Source organism: Dietzia psychralcaliphila, assembly GCF_003096095.1.
GTDB lineage: Bacteria > Actinomycetota > Actinomycetes > Mycobacteriales > Mycobacteriaceae > Dietzia > Dietzia psychralcaliphila.
Map to the genome: position 1 here is coordinate 1979797 of NZ_CP015453.1, position 16956 is coordinate 1996752.

Annotated in this window: 13 protein-coding genes; 4 read left to right on the forward strand and 9 right to left on the reverse strand. The window is 69.1% G+C overall.

Annotated features, from left to right (window positions below; translation table 11 throughout):
- Positions 1–42: 42 nt before the first annotated feature.
- Positions 43–3957, forward strand: coding sequence for an ATP-dependent RNA helicase HrpA (hrpA, locus tag A6048_RS09065; protein WP_107747491.1), 3915 nt, complete (start codon positions 43–45; stop codon positions 3955–3957).
- 58 nt (positions 3958–4015) lie between these two features.
- Here hrpA and nrdR read toward each other — a convergent pair whose 3' ends face one another.
- Positions 4016–4471 (reverse strand): transcriptional regulator NrdR, encoded by a 456-nt coding sequence (nrdR, locus tag A6048_RS09070; protein WP_107747490.1) that lies wholly within the window; start codon positions 4469–4471, stop codon positions 4016–4018.
- Between the two features lie 114 nt (positions 4472–4585).
- Positions 4586–4948 carry a hypothetical protein gene (locus A6048_RS09075; protein ID WP_107747489.1) on the reverse strand — a complete coding sequence of 121 codons (363 nt, stop codon included), beginning with the start codon at positions 4946–4948 and terminating at the stop codon, positions 4586–4588.
- 229 nt (positions 4949–5177) lie between these two features.
- Between A6048_RS09075 and lexA the strand changes: the two genes are divergently transcribed.
- Positions 5178–5846: a transcriptional repressor LexA gene (gene lexA, locus A6048_RS09080; protein WP_107747488.1), complete on the forward strand. Its 669-nt coding sequence runs from the start codon at positions 5178–5180 to the stop codon at positions 5844–5846.
- A gap of 39 nt (positions 5847–5885) precedes the next feature.
- Here lexA and hflX read toward each other — a convergent pair whose 3' ends face one another.
- Positions 5886–7334, reverse strand: a complete 1449-nt coding sequence (gene hflX, locus A6048_RS09085) for a GTPase HflX (RefSeq protein WP_107747487.1) — start codon at positions 7332–7334, stop codon at positions 5886–5888.
- A 14-nt stretch (positions 7335–7348) separates the two neighbouring features.
- The gene (dapF, locus tag A6048_RS09090) at positions 7349–8275 is read right to left on the reverse strand and encodes a diaminopimelate epimerase (protein ID WP_107747486.1); all 927 of its coding nucleotides are present in this window, start codon (positions 8273–8275) and stop codon (positions 7349–7351) included.
- A 120-nt stretch (positions 8276–8395) separates the two neighbouring features.
- Between dapF and A6048_RS09095 the strand changes: the two genes are divergently transcribed.
- Positions 8396–10576 carry a malate synthase G gene (locus A6048_RS09095; protein ID WP_107747485.1) on the forward strand — a complete coding sequence of 727 codons (2181 nt, stop codon included), beginning with the start codon at positions 8396–8398 and terminating at the stop codon, positions 10574–10576.
- A 119-nt stretch (positions 10577–10695) separates the two neighbouring features.
- On the opposite strand, the gene A6048_RS09100 is transcribed toward A6048_RS09095, so the two are convergent.
- Genes A6048_RS09100 through A6048_RS09110 form a run of 3 tightly spaced genes read right to left on the reverse strand, consistent with a single transcriptional unit; the run spans position 10696 to position 13108 of the window.
- A complete protein-coding gene (locus A6048_RS09100; RefSeq protein WP_107747484.1) occupies positions 10696–11442 on the reverse strand; it encodes an IclR family transcriptional regulator in 747 nt (248 codons plus the stop codon).
- Positions 11439–12416: a tRNA (adenosine(37)-N6)-dimethylallyltransferase MiaA gene (gene miaA, locus A6048_RS09105; RefSeq protein WP_107747483.1), complete on the reverse strand. Its 978-nt coding sequence runs from the start codon at positions 12414–12416 to the stop codon at positions 11439–11441. The genes A6048_RS09100 and miaA overlap by 4 nt, the downstream gene beginning before the upstream one ends.
- Entirely contained in the window at positions 12413–13108 is a 696-nt protein-coding gene (locus A6048_RS09110) for a class III extradiol ring-cleavage dioxygenase family protein (RefSeq protein ID WP_162845689.1), read from the reverse strand. The genes miaA and A6048_RS09110 overlap by 4 nt, the downstream gene beginning before the upstream one ends.
- 193 nt (positions 13109–13301) lie before the next feature.
- Here A6048_RS09110 and A6048_RS09115 point away from each other — a divergent pair, with 193 nt between their 5' ends.
- A complete protein-coding gene (locus A6048_RS09115) occupies positions 13302–14699 on the forward strand; it encodes a DUF349 domain-containing protein (protein WP_107747482.1) in 1398 nt (465 codons plus the stop codon).
- A gap of 109 nt (positions 14700–14808) precedes the next feature.
- Here the strand turns inward: A6048_RS09115 and A6048_RS09120 are convergent, their stop codons facing one another.
- A complete protein-coding gene (locus A6048_RS09120; protein ID WP_107747481.1) occupies positions 14809–15384 on the reverse strand; it encodes an Rv2732c family membrane protein in 576 nt (191 codons plus the stop codon).
- A complete protein-coding gene (gene miaB / locus A6048_RS09125; RefSeq protein ID WP_412523681.1) occupies positions 15372–16952 on the reverse strand; it encodes a tRNA (N6-isopentenyl adenosine(37)-C2)-methylthiotransferase MiaB in 1581 nt (526 codons plus the stop codon). Before miaB ends, A6048_RS09120 begins: the two co-directional genes overlap by 13 nt.
- Between the last annotated feature and the right edge of the window lie 4 nt (positions 16953–16956).

The window sequence follows — 16956 nt, forward strand, 5'->3', positions numbered from 1 at the left end:
GGATCGGCCTCCGCCCCGGTTGCCGATACCCTGGCGGGCACCATGTCGACGTCCTCCGTGCCCGCCCCCGAACTGCGCCGGGCCCGGCACGATCTCCTGGTCCGGCTCGACGACGTGGGCATCCTCGACGCCCACCGGCTCCGGTCGAGGATCCGCAAGGCCCGCGCCGACCAGCTCGACGAGCTGGGCGAGCGGATCGACGTCGCCGCCGCCCGCCTGCGTCGGCGCGTGGAGTCGGTCCCCACCCCCGAGTACCCGGAGCAACTGCCGGTCAGCGCCCGCAAAGACGAGATCGCGGCGGCGATCCGGGACAACCAGGTCGTGGTGATCGCGGGCGAGACCGGATCCGGTAAGACCACCCAGATCCCCAAGATCTGCCTCGAACTCGGCCGCGGGGTCCGCGGGATGATCGGCCACACCCAGCCCCGGCGTCTCGCCGCCCGGTCCGTGGCCGAGCGCATCGCCGAGGAACTCGGCGTGGAGCCCGGCCGACTGGTGGGCTCCGCCGTGCGCTTCGACGACCGCACCGGCGCCGACACCGCGGTCAAGCTGATGACCGACGGCATCCTGCTCGCCGAGATCCGACGCGACCGGCTGCTGCGCGCCTACGACACGCTCATCATCGACGAGGCCCACGAACGCAGCCTCAACATCGATTTCCTGCTCGGTTACCTCCGGCAGATCCTGCCCCGGCGGCCGGACCTCAAACTCATCATCACCTCCGCCACGATCGACCCCGATCGTTTCGCCCGCCACTTCGCGGACCCGGGCGGCCGTCCCGCCCCCGTCATCGAGGTCTCCGGGCGAACCTTTCCCGTGGAGATCAGGTACCGGCCGCTCCAGGTGGAACACGCGGACCGGACGATCGACCTGGACCCCCTGGACGCGCTCGCCGACGCCGTCGGCGAACTTCTCGCCGAGGGGGACGGTGACGTGCTGGTCTTCCTCTCCGGCGAGCGGGAGATCCGCGACGCCGAAGAGGTGCTGCGGGGCCGGAAGTTCAGGAGCACCGAGATCTTCCCGCTGTACGCCCGGCTCACGGCGGCCGAGCAACAGCGGGCGTTCCGCCAGCACTCGACCAGGCGCGTGGTCCTGTCGACCAACATCGCCGAGACCTCGGTGACGGTCCCGGGCATCCGCTACGTCGTGGACACCGGCCTCGCCCGGATCTCCCGCTACTCCACCCGCACCAAGGTCCAGCGGCTACCGATCGAACCGATCTCGCAGGCCTCCGCCGCACAGCGCGCCGGGCGGTGCGGCCGAGTCGCGGACGGCATCTGCATCCGCCTGTACTCGGAGGACGACTTCGACTCCCGACCCGAGTTCACCGCCCCGGAGATCCTGCGTACCAACCTCGCTTCGGTCATCCTGTCGATGGCCGACCTCGACCTGGGGGCCGTCGACGACTTCCCGTTCGTCGAACCACCCGACCGCAAGGCCATCCGCGACGGCATGACGTTGCTCACCGAGCTGGGGGCGCTCCGGATCGACGACGACGAGCGGCCACATCTGACAAAGGTGGGCCGCGACATGGCCGCGCTACCGCTCGATCCACGACTGGCCCGGATGGTCGTCGAGGGTCACGGCAACGGATCGCTGGCTGACGTGTTGGTGGTGGTGGCGGCCCTGACGGTGCAGGACGTCCGCGAACGGCCCGCCGAGGAACGCGACAAGGCAGACCAGTTCCACCGCAGGTTCGCCGACAAGTCGTCGGACTTCCTGGGCTACCTCAACCTGTGGCGCTACATCACCGAGCAGCGCCGTGAGCTCAGTGGCAGCGCGTTCCGCAAGATGTGCAGGGCCGAGTACCTGCACTGGCTGCGCATCCGCGAATGGCAGGACCTCACCGCGCAGCTCGCCAGCATGTGTCGCGAACGCGGCTGGCACCCCGCGTCCGGTCATGCCCCCGAGGACGATCTCCACAAAGCCATCCTGTCGGGACTGCTCACCAACGTCGGGATGCGGGACGAGGAGACCCGCGAGTTCCGCGGCACCCGCGGAATCCGCTTCCAGGTCTTCCCCGGTTCGGACCTGGCCCGGAGACCGCCGCGCTGGATCATGGCCTCGGAGCTCGTCGAGACCTCGAGGCTGTGGGCCCGGGACGTGGCGCGAATCGACCCGGGGTGGATCGAACAGCTCGGTGGGCACCTGGTCCGGACCCAGTACTCCGAGCCGCACTGGTCGGACGCCGAGGGTGCCGCGATGGCCTACGAGAAGGTCCTGCTCCTGGGGCTGACCGTGGTCGAGGCGCGCCGCATCCTGCTGTCCCGGGTCGACGCACCCCTGGCGCGCGAGATGCTGGTCCGGCACGGGATCGTCGAGGAACTATGGACCACCCGCATCCCGGTGATCCTGGAGAACGCCGAGGCAGTAGCCCAGGCGCGTGAGCTCGAGACCCGTAGCCGGCGCCGTGACCTGGTGATCGACGACGACGCCCTGGTCGAGTTCTACCTCGATCGACTCCCCGCTGACATCACCTCGGGGCGTCACCTGGACTCGTGGTGGAGGAAACAGGGTCACCGGGATCCGGACCACCTGAGGCTCAGGCCCGAGCAGATCCGCACCTCGGACGCCGCTCCGGCCGCCTCCGCGTTCCCTCCCTTCTGGAGGCAGGGAGAGCGGAGTTTCGAGCTCAGGTACGCGTTCGACCCGGGTGTCGATTCCGACGGCATCACCGTGCGGATCCCTCTCCCCCAGCTGTCCTCGGTCGCCACGTCCGGCTTCGAATGGCTCGTCCCCGGTCTCCGTGAAGAGCTCTACACCGAGATGCTCCGGACACTGCCCAAGTACCTGCGACGTCTGTGTTCCCCGCCTGCCGAGTACGCCGCCCTCGTGGCCGGTGATCTCACCCCACGTTCGGCACCTCTGCCGGTGGCGCTCGCCGCGGCTCTCTCGGCGCGGATCGGGACGACCGTGGAACCACGCGAGTTTCACCCGGAGCGACTCCCCGACCATCTGCGGATGCGCTTCGAGGTTGTCGACGGTGACGAGGTGGTGGCGTCCGGAACGGATCTGGGTGCACTGCGCACCCGCCTGGTGGACAAGGTCCGGGCCACTCTCAACTCCCGGCTCGTCCCCGATGACGGTCCGTATCGGGCGTGGACCTCCGCCACGATCGGGGATCTGGCACCCTCGATCACCGGAACGGTCGACGGGGTGGAGGTCACGGTCTACCCGGCCCTGCAGGTGCGGGCCGACGGCATACACCGGATCGCCTGCGCGACAGAGGAGGAGCGACGGGCCGCACAGACCACAGCCGTGCTGACCATGATCTCCGGCGGCCTGGTCTCGGCGACCTCGATAGTCCGGGGCCGTCCGGTCGAACAGCGCCTCGCGCTCACCCAGTATCCCCATGGAGGTGCCGACGGCCTGGTGTCGGATGCATCGTTGGCCGTGTGCGGGCGGATGCTCGCTCAACGCAAGGGAGCCCCCGTGCTCACGGTGGACGACTTCGCCCAGCTGCGTGCGACAGCCGAGTCCGAGGCTCCGGCCGCCGTGACCGCCGCCATCTCCGCCGCCCTGCCGGCGTTGGTGGCCGCCCAGTCGGTCTCAGCCCGTCTGGCGCAGGTGCCCCGGGAGATCGCAGACGACATCAGACCTGCTCTGGACTTCCTCGTCGGCAAGGGGTTCCTCGCGCGTCATCCGGCGGAATTGCTGCCCCAACTCGAGCGACATGTGAGGGCGATCGATCTCAGGCTGGACATGGCGGAGAAGTCACCGTCGAGGTACAGGGATCTCACAGCCCGACTGGAGACGTCCGAGGCAACGGTCGCGGAAGCGACGGCAGCGCTACGCAGACGACCGGGTGGGGCGCGGACCTCTCGGGATCTGCGGTGGCTGCTGGCGGAGTACCGGGTCGGACTCTTCGCGCAATCGCTGGGAACCGCTCGTCCGGTATCCGCCGAGCGGATCGAGAAGGCCGTCGCCGCGGCGCTGTCGCGACGCAACGGGCGGTGAACCCACACACAGCGCATTCGCTGTCAGGCGGAGCGCTGAGCCTCCGCCGGTAGGCGCGCTAGTGCGTGGCGTGCCGCTCACGGAGGGCGATGATCTCGCTCTCGAAATCCGCGGCCGAACTGAATTGCTTGTAGACGGACGCGAAGCGCAGGTAGGCGACCTCGTCGAGATCCTGGAGCGGGCCCAGGATCGCGAGACCGATTTCGTGCGCGGGAACCTCTGACGCCCCGCCCGCCCTGACGGCGTCCTCGACCTGTTGTGCCAGACGCCGGAGAGCGTCTTCCTCCACCGCCCGACCCTGGCACGCGCGTCTGACGCCGCGAACCACCTTGTCGCGGCTGAAGCTCTCGGTGACGCCGCTGCGCTTGAGCACGGTCAACAACGGAGTCTCGAGGGTCGTGAACCGGTGTCCGCATTCAGGGCACTCGCGTCGACGTCTGATCGCCTGCCCTTCGTCGACCGACCGCGAGTCGATCACCCGGGAGTCCTCGTGGTGACATATGGGGCAGTACATTCCAGCTTCGCCATTCGTCGACCGGCTCCGCACGTGTCCGCCGGCAGTAGCCGACAGCGGTACGGGGGCGACGGGTCGCCGTCCCGGGATCATTCTAGAAGGCGATGCCATAGGTCACGCGTAGGCGGGCCCGCCCAGGAGTGCCAGCGCCAGCAGCATCAGGACCCCGAACACGATTCCGCAGACCAACAGAGCCCACGTGGGGACGTCGTCGACCACCGGCGCATTCGTCCGCACTTCGCCGCCGCAGGCTCTGACCTGGTCCGCCGACGCGGGTCGGACGAGCACCCGACGACCGGGTGCCACCGATCGTGTGGACAGCTGACGTCCACGGTCGAGGGTCCGCGTGGTGTGACGGATGTGCGTGTCGCGGCGGGACCGCAGCCCGGACGCGGCGGGCCGGTCGTGGTCGGTCGCGCAGACCTCCGTCCAGTGCATCGACGGACGCGCCTGTGACTGCATCTCCAGAACGGACATGAAAACTCCCAACTCGATATGGTGTGCGAAGTTCGTTCGCACGCCCGTGTGCATTTGTGTGCACATCTGTTCGAACTCGAACCTGACTAGAGTTGTATCACGCGGGTCCGACAGAGTCGACATTCCAGAGGATATTTCTTCGAACACCTGTGTGGCGCGGACGGTCCGCGGGAAGTAGGGTGTACACAGATAGAGACGTCGAACACCCATTCGCCGAAGGGACCCACACATGCCCAAGCCCGACTTCGAGGCCCTGACGCCTCGTCAGAAGAGCGTTCTGTTGCATATCCACGACACGGTCAAGGACCGGGGCTACCCCCCGAGCATCCGCGAGATCGGTGACGCCGTCGGTCTGCAGTCGACCTCCTCTGTCGCACACCAGTTGCGGACACTGGAGAAGAAGGGCTTCCTGACCCGGGATCCTCACAAGCCGCGGGCTGTCGACGTCCACGGCGTCCCGGGGCAGCGGTCCCGGGGACGGCGCGCACCTGCTCAGGAGGAGCCGCGGCCCAGTGGGGCGGTCGAGCCGGTATACGTTCCCGTACTGGGCCGCATCGCGGCCGGCGGGCCGATCCTGGCCGAGCAGGCGGTGGAGGAGGTCTTCCCACTCCCGTCGGATCTGGTGGGTTCCGGCGACCTGTTCATGCTCCGAGTGGTCGGTGAGTCGATGATCGACGCCGCCATCTGTGACGGCGACTACGTGGTGGTACGTCGGCAGAACGTGGCGGACAACGGAGACATCGTGGCGGCGATGATCGACGGGGAGGCAACCGTCAAGACCTTCCGCAGGGACGCGAGCGGGGTGTGGCTCCTGCCCCACAACCCGTCGTTCAGTCCGATTCCCGGGGAGCACGCGACGATCCTGGGGAAGGTCGTCACCGTCTTCCGCAAGCTCTGACCCCGCGCGGAGTCGGTGTCGTCTGACCTCGTGACAGGGTCAGGCGACACCGTCGTGCGAACTGCCGGTGCGGTACTCCCCTAGCTCTCCGGCCACGGAGGAGGGCAGCCGGACCACGATCCGGGTGCCGTCCTGCGTGTGTTGCTCGTCCACCACTGCGCCCTCTGCGTGCACACGGGAGACCACGTCACCCCGGGTGAAGGGGATCTCGAGCGTCACCTGCGTGTCCCCGGAGGCGACAACCCGCATGATCCGTTCGAGGAGCTCGTCGAAGCCTTCTCCCGTCGCCGCCGAGACGAAGACCGCGTCCGGGAGGGCGTGATGTAGTTCGGTCAGCACGACGGGGTCCGCCACATCGATCTTGTTGATCACCACGAGCTCGCGCGGACTCTCAGCGTTCTGTTCCTCGACGACATCGTTGATGACGGTGCGGACGGCCTCGATCTGGCGCAGCGGGAAGGCGTCCGACCCGTCCACCACGTGCAGGAGCAGCTCGGAATCGACGACCTCCTCCAGCGTCGAACGGAAGGCCTCGACGAGCTGCGTCGGGAGGTGTCGGACGAACCCGACGGTGTCGGTGAAGACCACGGTGCGCCCGTCCGGGAGCTCGGCCCGCCGGGTGGTGGGGTCGAGGGTGGCGAACAGCGCGTTCTGGACCAGAACGCCGGCACCGGTGAGGCGGTTGAGCAGACTGGACTTGCCGGCGTTCGTGTACCCGGCGATAGCGATCGAGGGCACCGGGGTGGCGCGCCGGCGGTGCCGCTTGGTGTCCCGGGCCTGCTTCATGCCCTTGATCTCCCGACGCAGCCTGGCCGTGCGCTCCCGGATACGGCGGCGATCCGTCTCGATCTTCGTCTCACCGGGACCGCGGAGACCGACGCCCCCGTTGCTGCCCGCCCGGCCACCCGCCTGCCTGGAGAGTGCCTCGCCCCAGCCGCGTAGGCGCGGCAACATGTACTCCATCTGCGCCAGGGAGACCTGGGCCTTGCCCTCACGGCTGGTCGCGTGTTGGGCGAAGATGTCGAGGATCAACGCGGTGCGGTCGATGACCTTGACGTTGACGACCTTCTCCAGGGCGATCAGCTGACCGGGAGTGAGCTCACCGTCACAAATCACCGTGTCGGCGCCGGTCGCGTCGATCACGTCCTTCAGCGTCTTGGCCTTGCCCGAGCCGATGTAGGTGGCGGCGTCGGGCTTGTCGCGGCGCTGGATCAGCGCATCGCACACCTCCGAGCCGGCCGTCTCGGCGAGCTGGGCCAATTCGGCCATCGCGGCCTCTGCCTGTGCTGCGGATCCCTCGGTCCAGACCCCTACGAGGACGACCCGCTCCAGCCGGAGTTGGCGGTACTCGGCGTCGTTGACGTCCTGGAGCTCGGTCGACAATCCGGCGACGCGGCGCAGCGAGGAGCGCTCCTCGAGCTGGAAGTCGCCGACCGAAGGATCATGGTCTCGTGTGGCCCGGTCAGGGGCGGTGTCATCGGTAGTCATTCACCGGCATCATCTCATAATTCCGATCGCGACGCCTCCGGGCGAGGAGTTGCGCCCGAGCGCCGGAACCACCCCTCAGCGACGATCGCGGAGGGCCCCGTCAGTGCGGAACCGCCCTCGGTCAGGGACACCTCGATCTCTCCCCCGGGCACTTCCACCACCACCTCGCCCATGGCCTCGCCGGCATCGGCGAGGGCGGCGACGGCGGTGGCGACGATTCCCGTACCGCAGGACATCGTCTCCCCTGATCCACGTTCGTGGACTCGCATCGACACCCGCCCGTCGGTGAGCGGTGTGGCGATCTCCACGTTGACCCCCCCGGGGAAGAACCCGGTGTCGTACACCGGGGCTTCGTGCACCGGCAGGTCACGCAGCGCCGCGGCTCCCAACCCCGGGACGATGCATGCGAGGTGGGGGTTGCCCATGTCGACGGCGAGGCCGGCGTACACCCGACCACCCAGGTCGACGGAGGAGACCCCGAGGAGTCCGGGCTCCCCCATGTCGACCCGGACCACGGCGTGGTTCCCGTCGTGCTCGAGGATCTCGGCGGGCCGTGGTCCGGAACGCGTGCCGATGGGGATCCGGCCGACCCCTGCCCGCCCGGTCGACACCAGGGCGTGGGCGAAGACCCTCACCCCGTTCCCACACATCTCCGCGGTCGAACCGTCCGCATTGCGGTAGTCCATGAACCAGTCGTCGTCGTCCACACCCTCCGGCAGGACGGTGAGAACACCCCGTTCCACCAGGGCTCCCGCGGTTGCGATCCGGAGCACGCCGTCGGCGCCGATCCCGGCGCGTCTGTCGCAGAGGGCGCGCACCAGATTCTCGTCGAGATCCACCTCGGCGTTGTCGTCAGGCAGTATCACGAAGTCGTTGAGCGTTCCGTGACCCTTGATAAAGGCGAGACCGTCCTGCGGCGCGGTCAGGGGGGCGGGGTTCATGGCCACAGATCCTAGCCAACTCGGCGACCCGTTCCACCCTGCGGAAAGCCCGGATGATCCCTCGACAGGGGAGCACTAGAGTCGGGAGCGAGAACGGTCCCCTATGTGAGGAGCACATCGATGTCCGAACGCATCACCGTCGGCGGCGTCCAGGTCGACGAGGTCCTGTACGACTTCGTCAACAACCAGGCGATCCCGGGCACCGGGGTCGATCCCGACGCGTTCTGGGCGGGAGTCTCCGAGATCTTCACCGACCTGGCGCCGCGGAACCGTGAACTGCTCGCGGTCCGCGACGAGTTGCAGTCGAAGATCGACACCTGGCACCACGAGAACCCCTCCCCGATCGACCCCGCCGCCTACAAGGCGTTCCTTCAGGAGATCGGGTACCTGGTCCCGGAACCGGACTCTGTCCGGGTGACCACCGAGAACGTCGACGAGGAGATCGCCACGGTCGCCGGCCCCCAGCTGGTCGTGCCGATCATGAACGCGCGTTTCGCGATCAACGCGGGCAACGCACGGTGGGGGTCGCTGTACGACGCCCTCTACGGCACCGATGCGATCCCGGAGTCCGGTGGCGCGGAACAGGGCTCCTCCTACAACAAGGTCCGCGGGGACAAGGTCATCGCCTGGGCCCGTGAGTTCCTCGACGACGCCGCGCCGCTCGACTCCGGCAGTCACGTCGGCACCACCGGCTACTCCGTGGTCGACGGCCGACTGCAGGTGACCCTCGCCGACGGTTCGACCACCGGTCTGGCCGACTCCGCGCAGTTCGTCGGCTACCTGGGCGAGGACACCACCCCGACCTCGGTGCTGCTGCGCAACAACGGCCTGCACGTGGAGATCCAGATCGACGCCGATTCCCCGATCGGGTCGACCGACTCCGCCGGCGTCAAGGACGTCGTCCTCGAGTCCGCCGTCTCCACCATCATGGACTTCGAGGACTCGGTCGCCGCCGTCGACGCCGAGGACAAGACCCACGGCTACCGCAACTGGCTGGGTCTCATGAAGGGCGACCTCTCCGAGGAGATCAGCAAGGGCGACAAGACCTTCACCCGCGTCCTCAACGACGACAGGGTCTTCACCGCGCCCGACGGTTCCGGAGAGGTCCGTCTCCACGGCCGCTCGATGCTCTTCGTCCGCAACGTGGGCCATCTGATGACCAACCCCGCAGTTCTCGACTCCGAGGGCAACGAACTGCCCGAGGGCATCTTGGACGCCCTGATCACCTCGCTGGCCGGCATGCACGGAATCGCCGAGAGCAACGAGCGCGGCAACAGCCGCACCGGTTCCATCTACATCGTCAAGCCCAAGCAGCACGGCCCGGCCGAGGTGGCCTTCACCACCGAGCTGTTCGGCCGTGTCGAGAAGCTCCTGGGTCTGCCTGAGAACACTCTCAAGGTGGGCATCATGGACGAGGAGCGGCGCACCACGGTCAACCTCGCCGCCTGTATCGCCGAGGCCACCGACCGGGTCGTGTTCATCAACACCGGCTTCCTCGACCGGACCGGGGACGAGATCCACACCTCGATGGAGGCCGGACCGATGATCCGCAAGGGCGAGATGAAGTCCGCACGCTGGATGGCCGCCTACGAGGACTTCAACGTCGACACCGGACTGGCCTGTGGCCTGCGTGGGCGCGCCCAGATCGGTAAGGGGATGTGGGCCAAGACCGACCTCATGTCCGAGATGCTCACCGAGAAGATCGGACAGCCGAGGGCCGGCGCCAACACCGCCTGGGTCCCGTCCCCGACCGGTGCCACCCTGCACGCCACCCACTACCACCGGGTGAACGTGATGTCCCGGCAGGAGGAGCTCCTCGCCGGAGGGCCCCGCGCCAGCGTCGACGACATCCTCAGCGTCCCCCTCGCACCCGACACCGACTGGACCGACGCCGAGAAGAAGGAGGAGGTCGACAACTCCTGCCAGACCATCCTCGGCTACGTCGTCCGCTGGGTGGAACAGGGCATCGGCGTCTCGAAGGTGCCGGACATCCACGACGTCAACCTGATGGAGGACCGCGCCACCCTGCGGATCTCCTCGCAGATGCTGGCCAACTGGATCCGTCACGGCATCATCACCGCTGACGACGTCGAGGACTCGCTGCGCCGCATGGCCGAGATCGTCGACACGCAGAACGCCGGGGACGACGCGTACCGGAACATGGCGCCGGACTTCGACTCGTCCATCGCCTGGCAGGCCGCCCGCGAGCTGATCCTGGAGGGAACCGGACAGCCGTCGGGCTACACCGAGCCGATCCTGCACCGCCGCCGCCGCGAGTTCAAGGCGGCCAACGGCCTGTAGGAGCCAGGCCTCCCACCGATACCGAATCCGCTACCCACTCGCGGCATCGGCTACCCGTTGACGGGTAGCCGATCCAGAGGGTGGGTAGCGGCTTTCATTGACCCTGGTAGCGCCGGGCTTCAGGGGTGCAGGTCAGCCACGGCCGACCTGAGCACCTCGACCGCGGCGTCGCGGCGCTCCTCGGTGAACCTCGCCTCGGGCCCCGACGCGGACACGGCGAACGCGGCGTCCCCGACCCCCACCGTGATCGCGACACAGCGGACGCCCTCCTCCTGCTCCGACTCGTCGGTGGCGAATCCGACCCCGCGGATGCGATCGAGTTCGGCGAGCAACAGGTCCGGCTCGACGATGGTGGAGTCGGTGTACCGACGCATCCCGGTGCGGTCCAGCATGGCGCGGACCTCGTCGTCGTCGTCCTGTGCGACCAGCGCTTTCCCCACCGCGGTGCAGTGCACGTGTACCCGCCGTCCCACCTCGGTGAACATCCGCATCGAGTGGGGTGACGGGACCTGGGCCAGGTACACCACCCCGTCTCCCTCGCGGACGGCGAGGTTGGCGGTCTCCCCGGTGCCGTCGACCACGGCCGACAGGACCGGCTCCGCCCACGACCACGTCGCCCGCCCGGCCGCGTCCCCGATGCGCTGCAATCTCGGTCCGAGCAGATAGTCGCGGCGCGCGTCCCGGCAGAGATGTCCCGAGTCGGCGAGCGTGCCGCACAGGCGGTGCACTGTGGCCGCGGCCAGACCGGTGTCGGCGCAGAGCTCCCCGAGGGAGGCGCGCCCGCCCCGTCGGGCCAGCGAGTCGAGGAGGGCGAACGCCCGGTCGACAGACTGGACGCGGCCCCGGGACGGGTGCGAGCTGGTCATCGCGACGCCTCCCCGAGGAGATCGAGAGCCGTGTCCAACGGGGTCCGTCCACCTCCGGCAGCAGTGGCGGCGCCGTCGCCGCCGACCGGGTGGGTGTCGGTGTCTATCCAGTTGATGCGGTGGTCACGCCCGAACCACGATCGCTGCCGGCGGACGTACCGGCGGGTGCCGATCACCGTCCGTTCCCGCGCCCGGAGGACTCCCTCGTCGTCGATCCCCAGTTCGTCGTCCATCTCGTCGAGTACCTGCGCGTACCCGATGGCGCGGCGGGCCGTCACCCCCTCGAGCAGCCCGAGTCCGACGAGCCCTCGCACCTCGGCGACCAGCCCGTCGGCGAACATCCGCTCGGTCCGCGCGGTGAGCCGCGCATCGAGCTCGGGAAGCGCGCAGCGCAGGCCGAGCAGGCGCGTGCCCCAGCGCGGGTCGCCGATGGTCGGTCGCGAGGCGGAGAACGGTCTACCGGTCAGCTCCACGACCTCCAGCGCCCGAACCGTCCGGCGGGGATCGGTCGGCAGGATGGTCCGCGCCGCCTCCGGGTCCACGCGGGCGAGCTCGGCGTGCAACGCCTGCACGCCGACCTCGTCGAGGCGTTGTTCGTAGCGCGCACGGACCTGCGGATCGGTGTCGGGGATGGACCAGTCGTCGATCAGGGCCTGGACGTACATCATCGAGCCGCCGCACAGGATCGGCACGTTCCCGCGCTCCCGTATCTCAGAGATCTCGCGCTCGGCCTCGCGCCGGAAGTCGGCGACGCTCGCGGTCTCGGTCACCTCGAGAACGTCGAGTCTGTGGTGCGGGATACCGCGGCGCTGCGACGGCGGCAGCTTCGCGGTGCCGATATCCATGCCGCGGTACTGCTGCATGGCGTCACAGTTGACCACCTCCCCGCCCAGACGCTCCGCCAGGCCCAGGGCCAGGTCGGACTTGCCGGTGCCGGTCGGCCCCACCACCGCGACGGGCACCGGGCCGCTCATCTGGGACCTCCGGACACCGGGGAATCCGTCGACGACAGGTCCCATCGCGCGGCGTGGTAGCCCACACCGAACGGTGCCCAGGACACCGACTCCAGCGCGGTCCGGTCCCCGACCAACCCGGCCAGCTCGAGCCAGGCGGGGCGGCTCCACCACCCCACGGCCTCCGCAACCGCGCCACCCGGATCCGGCAATGGTCCGCCGCGCCGCAGCCATTCGGTCAGGTCCCGGTCGAGCGCGACGCCGCGCGGGTCCTCGGGCACGGGGGCGCGGGGGGTGAGGGAGGCGGGACCGTCCGCCACGACGACGACGAGCGTGCCGGGTCCCGGGGATAGTGTCGACTGCCCGTCGCCGGTGACGCCGACGAACGACCTCGGCAGCTCGATCCCGGCCCGGTCGAGGTGCCACCATGCGATCAGGGCCGCGTCGGGGACGTCCGAGTGTTCACCGGCCGGCGCACCGGGTCGTCCGACCGGCACCGCCGCCCCCCACCTGGTCAACGACGCCCGAACGTCGCCGATCGTTCGCCCGGCGGGATCCGACCCCAGCACGAGCACACGGTCGAGATCGGCCGCGGCACAGCTGAGGAGACCCAGCGCAACGCCGACCTGGGAGGCGGTGTCCGCGGCCGCCTCTCCGGACAGTTCGGGCACCAGGACCGGCGCGCCGGGTACCAGGACGACAGGGGTGCTCACACGGAGAACCTTACTGACCTCCCCGGGAGCGCCCTCTCGGGACTCGGTGGGACTCGCCGGGGATACCCCGACACCCGGGCGGCGGTTGGTACACACTAGGGGGATGCCGTCCCCTCACCGGGCCGGCGAGGCGACGACCGGTGGGACTCCGGCGATGGTGCCGTGTCACGCGGCAGAACGAAACGAGGACAAGATGAGCGACCAGTCACCCACCACTCCCGGGGAGGCGACCCCGGAGGCGTCCGCACCGACCCCTGCACCGACTCCCGCTCCGACCCCGGGACCGCGTCCCGGTGCGCCGTCACCCGCCGCCCTGGCGCGGAAGGTGGCGCCGCGACCCGCTGCGGCCCCCGAGACGCGCATCGTCCGGGCATCGGATCCGTCCGAGTGGGGTCGGATCGACGAGAACGGCTCCGTGTTCGTCAGAACCTCCGACGGCGAGCGACAGGTCGGGTCCTGGCAGGCGGGAGCCCCGGAGGAAGGCCTGGCCCACTTCGGACTCAGGTACGACGATATGGTCGCGGAGGTCGCGCTCCTCGAGGCTCGACTCCAGTCGCATCCGCAGGACGCCAAGAAGACCCGCGCCTCCGCCGAGAGTCTCGCCGCGCAGCTCCCGACCGCGGCAGCCGTGGGGGATCTCGACGCCCTGGGGACCCGTCTCGCCGCCGTGGTCGAGCGCTCTGGTGCCGTCGAGGTCGAGGCCCGCCAGCGCAAGGACGAGGAGCGGGCAGCCGCGATCGCCCGCAAGGAGGCTCTCGCCGCCGAGGCCGAGGAGATCGGTGAGTCGTCCACACAGTGGAAGGCCGCCGGCGACCGCCTCCGCGAGATCCTCGACGAGTGGAAGACCATCCGGGGCATCGACCGAAAGACCGACGATGCACTGTGGAAGCGATTCTCCAAGGCACGTGAGGCGTTCAACCGGCGCCGCGGCTCCCACTTCGCGGACCTCGACCGCAATCGCGCGTCGGTCAAGCGGGTCAAGGAGGAGCTGGTAGAACGCGCCGAGGCCCTCTCGCTCTCGACCGACTGGAACGACACGGCCACCGCGTTCCGCCGGCTCATGGACGAGTGGAAAGCCGCGGGACGCGCTCCCCGTGAGGCCGACGACGCCCTCTGGAAGCGCTTCAAGGCAGCCCAGGACACGTTCTTCGACGCGCGCCATGCCGCGGCGGCCGAGCGGGACGCCGAGTTCGAGGGAAATGCGGACGCCAAGGAGGCGCTGCTCGCCGACTACGCGGGCCGGATCGATCCGGAGAAGAACCTCGCCGCGGCCCGCTCAGCGCTGCGCGAACTGCAGACCCGCTGGGAGGAGATCGGCAAGGTCCCGCGGGAGAAGATGGGTCAGCTCGAGGGACGGATCCGAGCGCTGGAGAAGTCCGTCTCCGATGCCGCGGACGCGGAGTGGCGACGGACCGACCCGGAGGCCAAGGCCCGCGCCGCCCAGTTCTGGGTGCGAGTGGACGACTTCGAGGAGCAGGCGGCGAAGGCCGAGGCCGCGGGTAAGTCGAAGGACGCGGAGAAAGCCCGTGCTCAGGCCGTTCAGTGGAAGGAATGGGCCCAGGCCGCCGAGAAGGCGGTCGACACCCGCTGACCGGAGCGGGGTCACTCTCCGACCCGACCGCGTCTACAGGACCGCGCCGACTGGACCGCGCAGACAGAGCCGCGCCGACAGGGCCCCACCTTCATGGTGGGGCCCTGGTTCAGTCCTGGTGGCGAACGGAGTCCTCGAGCTCGCGCTGCTCCGGGGTTCGCGCCCACAACACGCCGGCCAGCGTCATCACCAGTAGGAGGACGAGGATCACGCTGACGTACAGCCCGACACCGGGAGCGCCGAAGTTCTGGAAGTCGGGGTTCGGTCCCCGCCCGGACTGGCGCAACCAGATCGCCAGCATTCCGTAGACGGTGGCCACGCAACTCGCACCCCAGGCGATCCCCGCCGCCCACCACTTCTGCGTGAGGATCATCATGCCCCCGAACAGGATGGTGCCCACCGAGTAGAGCAAGACGAACACGTGGGAGGGCAGCGAGGTCTGCTGCTCCCGGGCCACCTCGGTGAAGAACAACACGTCCAGACCGCGCACCCCCTCGCTGTGCGGCAACGCGAGTGCGGCCGCGAGCAAGACGATGAGGAACGCCGACGCCAGATACGCCTTACCGATGACGAGGGTGTGCCCCAGAACCCGATCCCTGCGACGGAACTCCGAATCCACGGTCCTGCTGGATTCCATGATCCCCTTGATAGGGTCCGGGCGGTCAGCGGTGTTCACGTGAGGCATCCCTTCTGGGTGGTGTCGGCGGTGACGACGTCACGTCGCAGTGTGGGCAGTCCGAGGCCCACACCGATCGGTGGAGTCTCCGGCTTCTCGCCGGCCGCGTGTCTGTCGCCGGCCCTGGTGGCCCGACAGGTCAGCACCCCGTCGTCCGCGAGCAGGTGGTGCGGGGCGGCCGAGGTGATACGGGTGGTGATCACGTCACCGGGCCGGATCCGCCCGGCGTGCTCCCCCACCGGTGCGAAGTGCACCAGCCGCCCGTCGCGGGCGCGGCCGGTCATCCTGGCGGTGGCGGCATCCTTTCGACCCTCGTCTGCCGTCACGAGCAGCTCGACCTCACGGCCGACCTGGTCCCGGTTCTCCTCGAGCGTGATCCGCTCCTGAAGCAGGATCAGCCTCTCGTAGCGCTCCTGCACGACGGACTTGGGGATCTGGTCGGCCATCGTCGCCGCCGGAGTTCCCGGTCGCGGCGAGTACTGGAAGGTGAAGGCACTGGTGAAGCGTGCCTTCTCCACCACGTCGAGGGTGGCTTGGAAATCCTCCTCGGTCTCCCCGGGGAATCCGACGATGATGTCGGTGGTGATCGCCGCATGGGGCATCACTGCACGCACCCTGTCCAGGATGCCGAGGAAACGCTCCGACCGGTACGACCGGCGCATGGCACGCAGGACGCGGTCCGAGCCGGACTGCAGTGGCATGTGGAGCTGCGGGCAGACCGCCGGGGTGTCGGCCATCGCCTCGATCACGTCGTCGGTGAACTCCGCCGGGTGGGGTGAGGTGAAGCGGATCCGTTCGATGCCCTCGACTCGACCAGCCGCCCGCAGCAACTTGGCGAAGGCGCCCTTGTCGGAGGGCTCGGCGGCGTCGTAGAACGACCGACCGTAGGCGTTGACATTCTGCCCGAGCAGGGTGACCTCGAGGACGCCCTCGTCGGCCAGGGCCTTCATCTCCGCGAGTACCTCGCCGGGTCGCCGGTCCACCTCTTTGCCCCGTAGGGAGGGGACGATGCAGAACGTGCAGGTGTTGTTGCAGCCGACGGAGACCGAGACCCAGCCGGCATAGGCGGACTCACGGGTGGCGGGGAGCGTCGACGGGAAGTGCTGGAGGGAGTCGGCGATCTCCACCTCGGCCCGCTCGTTGTGGCGTGAGCGCTGCAGAAGGATCGGCAGGTGCCCGATATTGTGTGTGCCGAACACCACGTCGACCCACGGCGCTCGCGAGACCACGACGTCCTTGTCCTTCTGCGCCAGACAACCCCCTACCGCGATCTGTAGGCGGGGGTTGGCGTCCTTCCACGGCCGCAGGTGCCCCAGGGTGCCGTACAGGCGGTTGTCCGCGTTCTCGCGGACGGCGCACGTGTTGAACACCACCAGGTCGGGCAGTTCGCCCCGAGCGGGATCCGCCTCCCCCTCGAACGGCACGTACCCGGCGGCGTCCAGCACACCGGAGAGCCGCTCGGAGTCATGCACGTTCATCTGGCATCCGAAGGTGCGCACCTGGTACGTGCGACCCTCGACGCGCTCGACACGGGCGTCTTCGGCCGTCGCCTGCAGGTCGGTCACGAGAGAATCCACGCAG

Excerpts from the sequence above, each read along its gene's own strand:
- A6048_RS09095 (WP_107747485.1), top strand. The coding sequence starts at position 8,396 with ATGTCCGAACGCATCACCGTCGGCGGCGTCCAGGTCGACGAGGTCCTG.
- A6048_RS09100 (WP_107747484.1), bottom strand. The coding sequence starts at position 11,442 with ATGACCAGCTCGCACCCGTCCCGGGGCCGCGTCCAGTCTGTCGACCGG.
- A6048_RS09075 (WP_107747489.1), bottom strand. The coding sequence starts at position 4,948 with ATGTCCGTTCTGGAGATGCAGTCACAGGCGCGTCCGTCGATGCACTGG.
- hflX (WP_107747487.1), bottom strand. The coding sequence starts at position 7,334 with ATGACTACCGATGACACCGCCCCTGACCGGGCCACACGAGACCATGAT.
- A6048_RS09115 (WP_107747482.1), top strand. The coding sequence starts at position 13,302 with ATGAGCGACCAGTCACCCACCACTCCCGGGGAGGCGACCCCGGAGGCG.
- A6048_RS09120 (WP_107747481.1), bottom strand. The coding sequence starts at position 15,384 with ATGCCTCACGTGAACACCGCTGACCGCCCGGACCCTATCAAGGGGATC.
- miaA (WP_107747483.1), bottom strand. The coding sequence starts at position 12,416 with ATGAGCGGCCCGGTGCCCGTCGCGGTGGTGGGGCCGACCGGCACCGGC.
- nrdR (WP_107747490.1), bottom strand. The coding sequence starts at position 4,471 with ATGTACTGCCCCATATGTCACCACGAGGACTCCCGGGTGATCGACTCG.
- lexA (WP_107747488.1), top strand. The coding sequence starts at position 5,178 with ATGCCCAAGCCCGACTTCGAGGCCCTGACGCCTCGTCAGAAGAGCGTT.
- hrpA (WP_107747491.1), top strand. The coding sequence starts at position 43 with ATGTCGACGTCCTCCGTGCCCGCCCCCGAACTGCGCCGGGCCCGGCAC.
- dapF (WP_107747486.1), bottom strand. The coding sequence starts at position 8,275 with ATGAACCCCGCCCCCCTGACCGCGCCGCAGGACGGTCTCGCCTTTATC.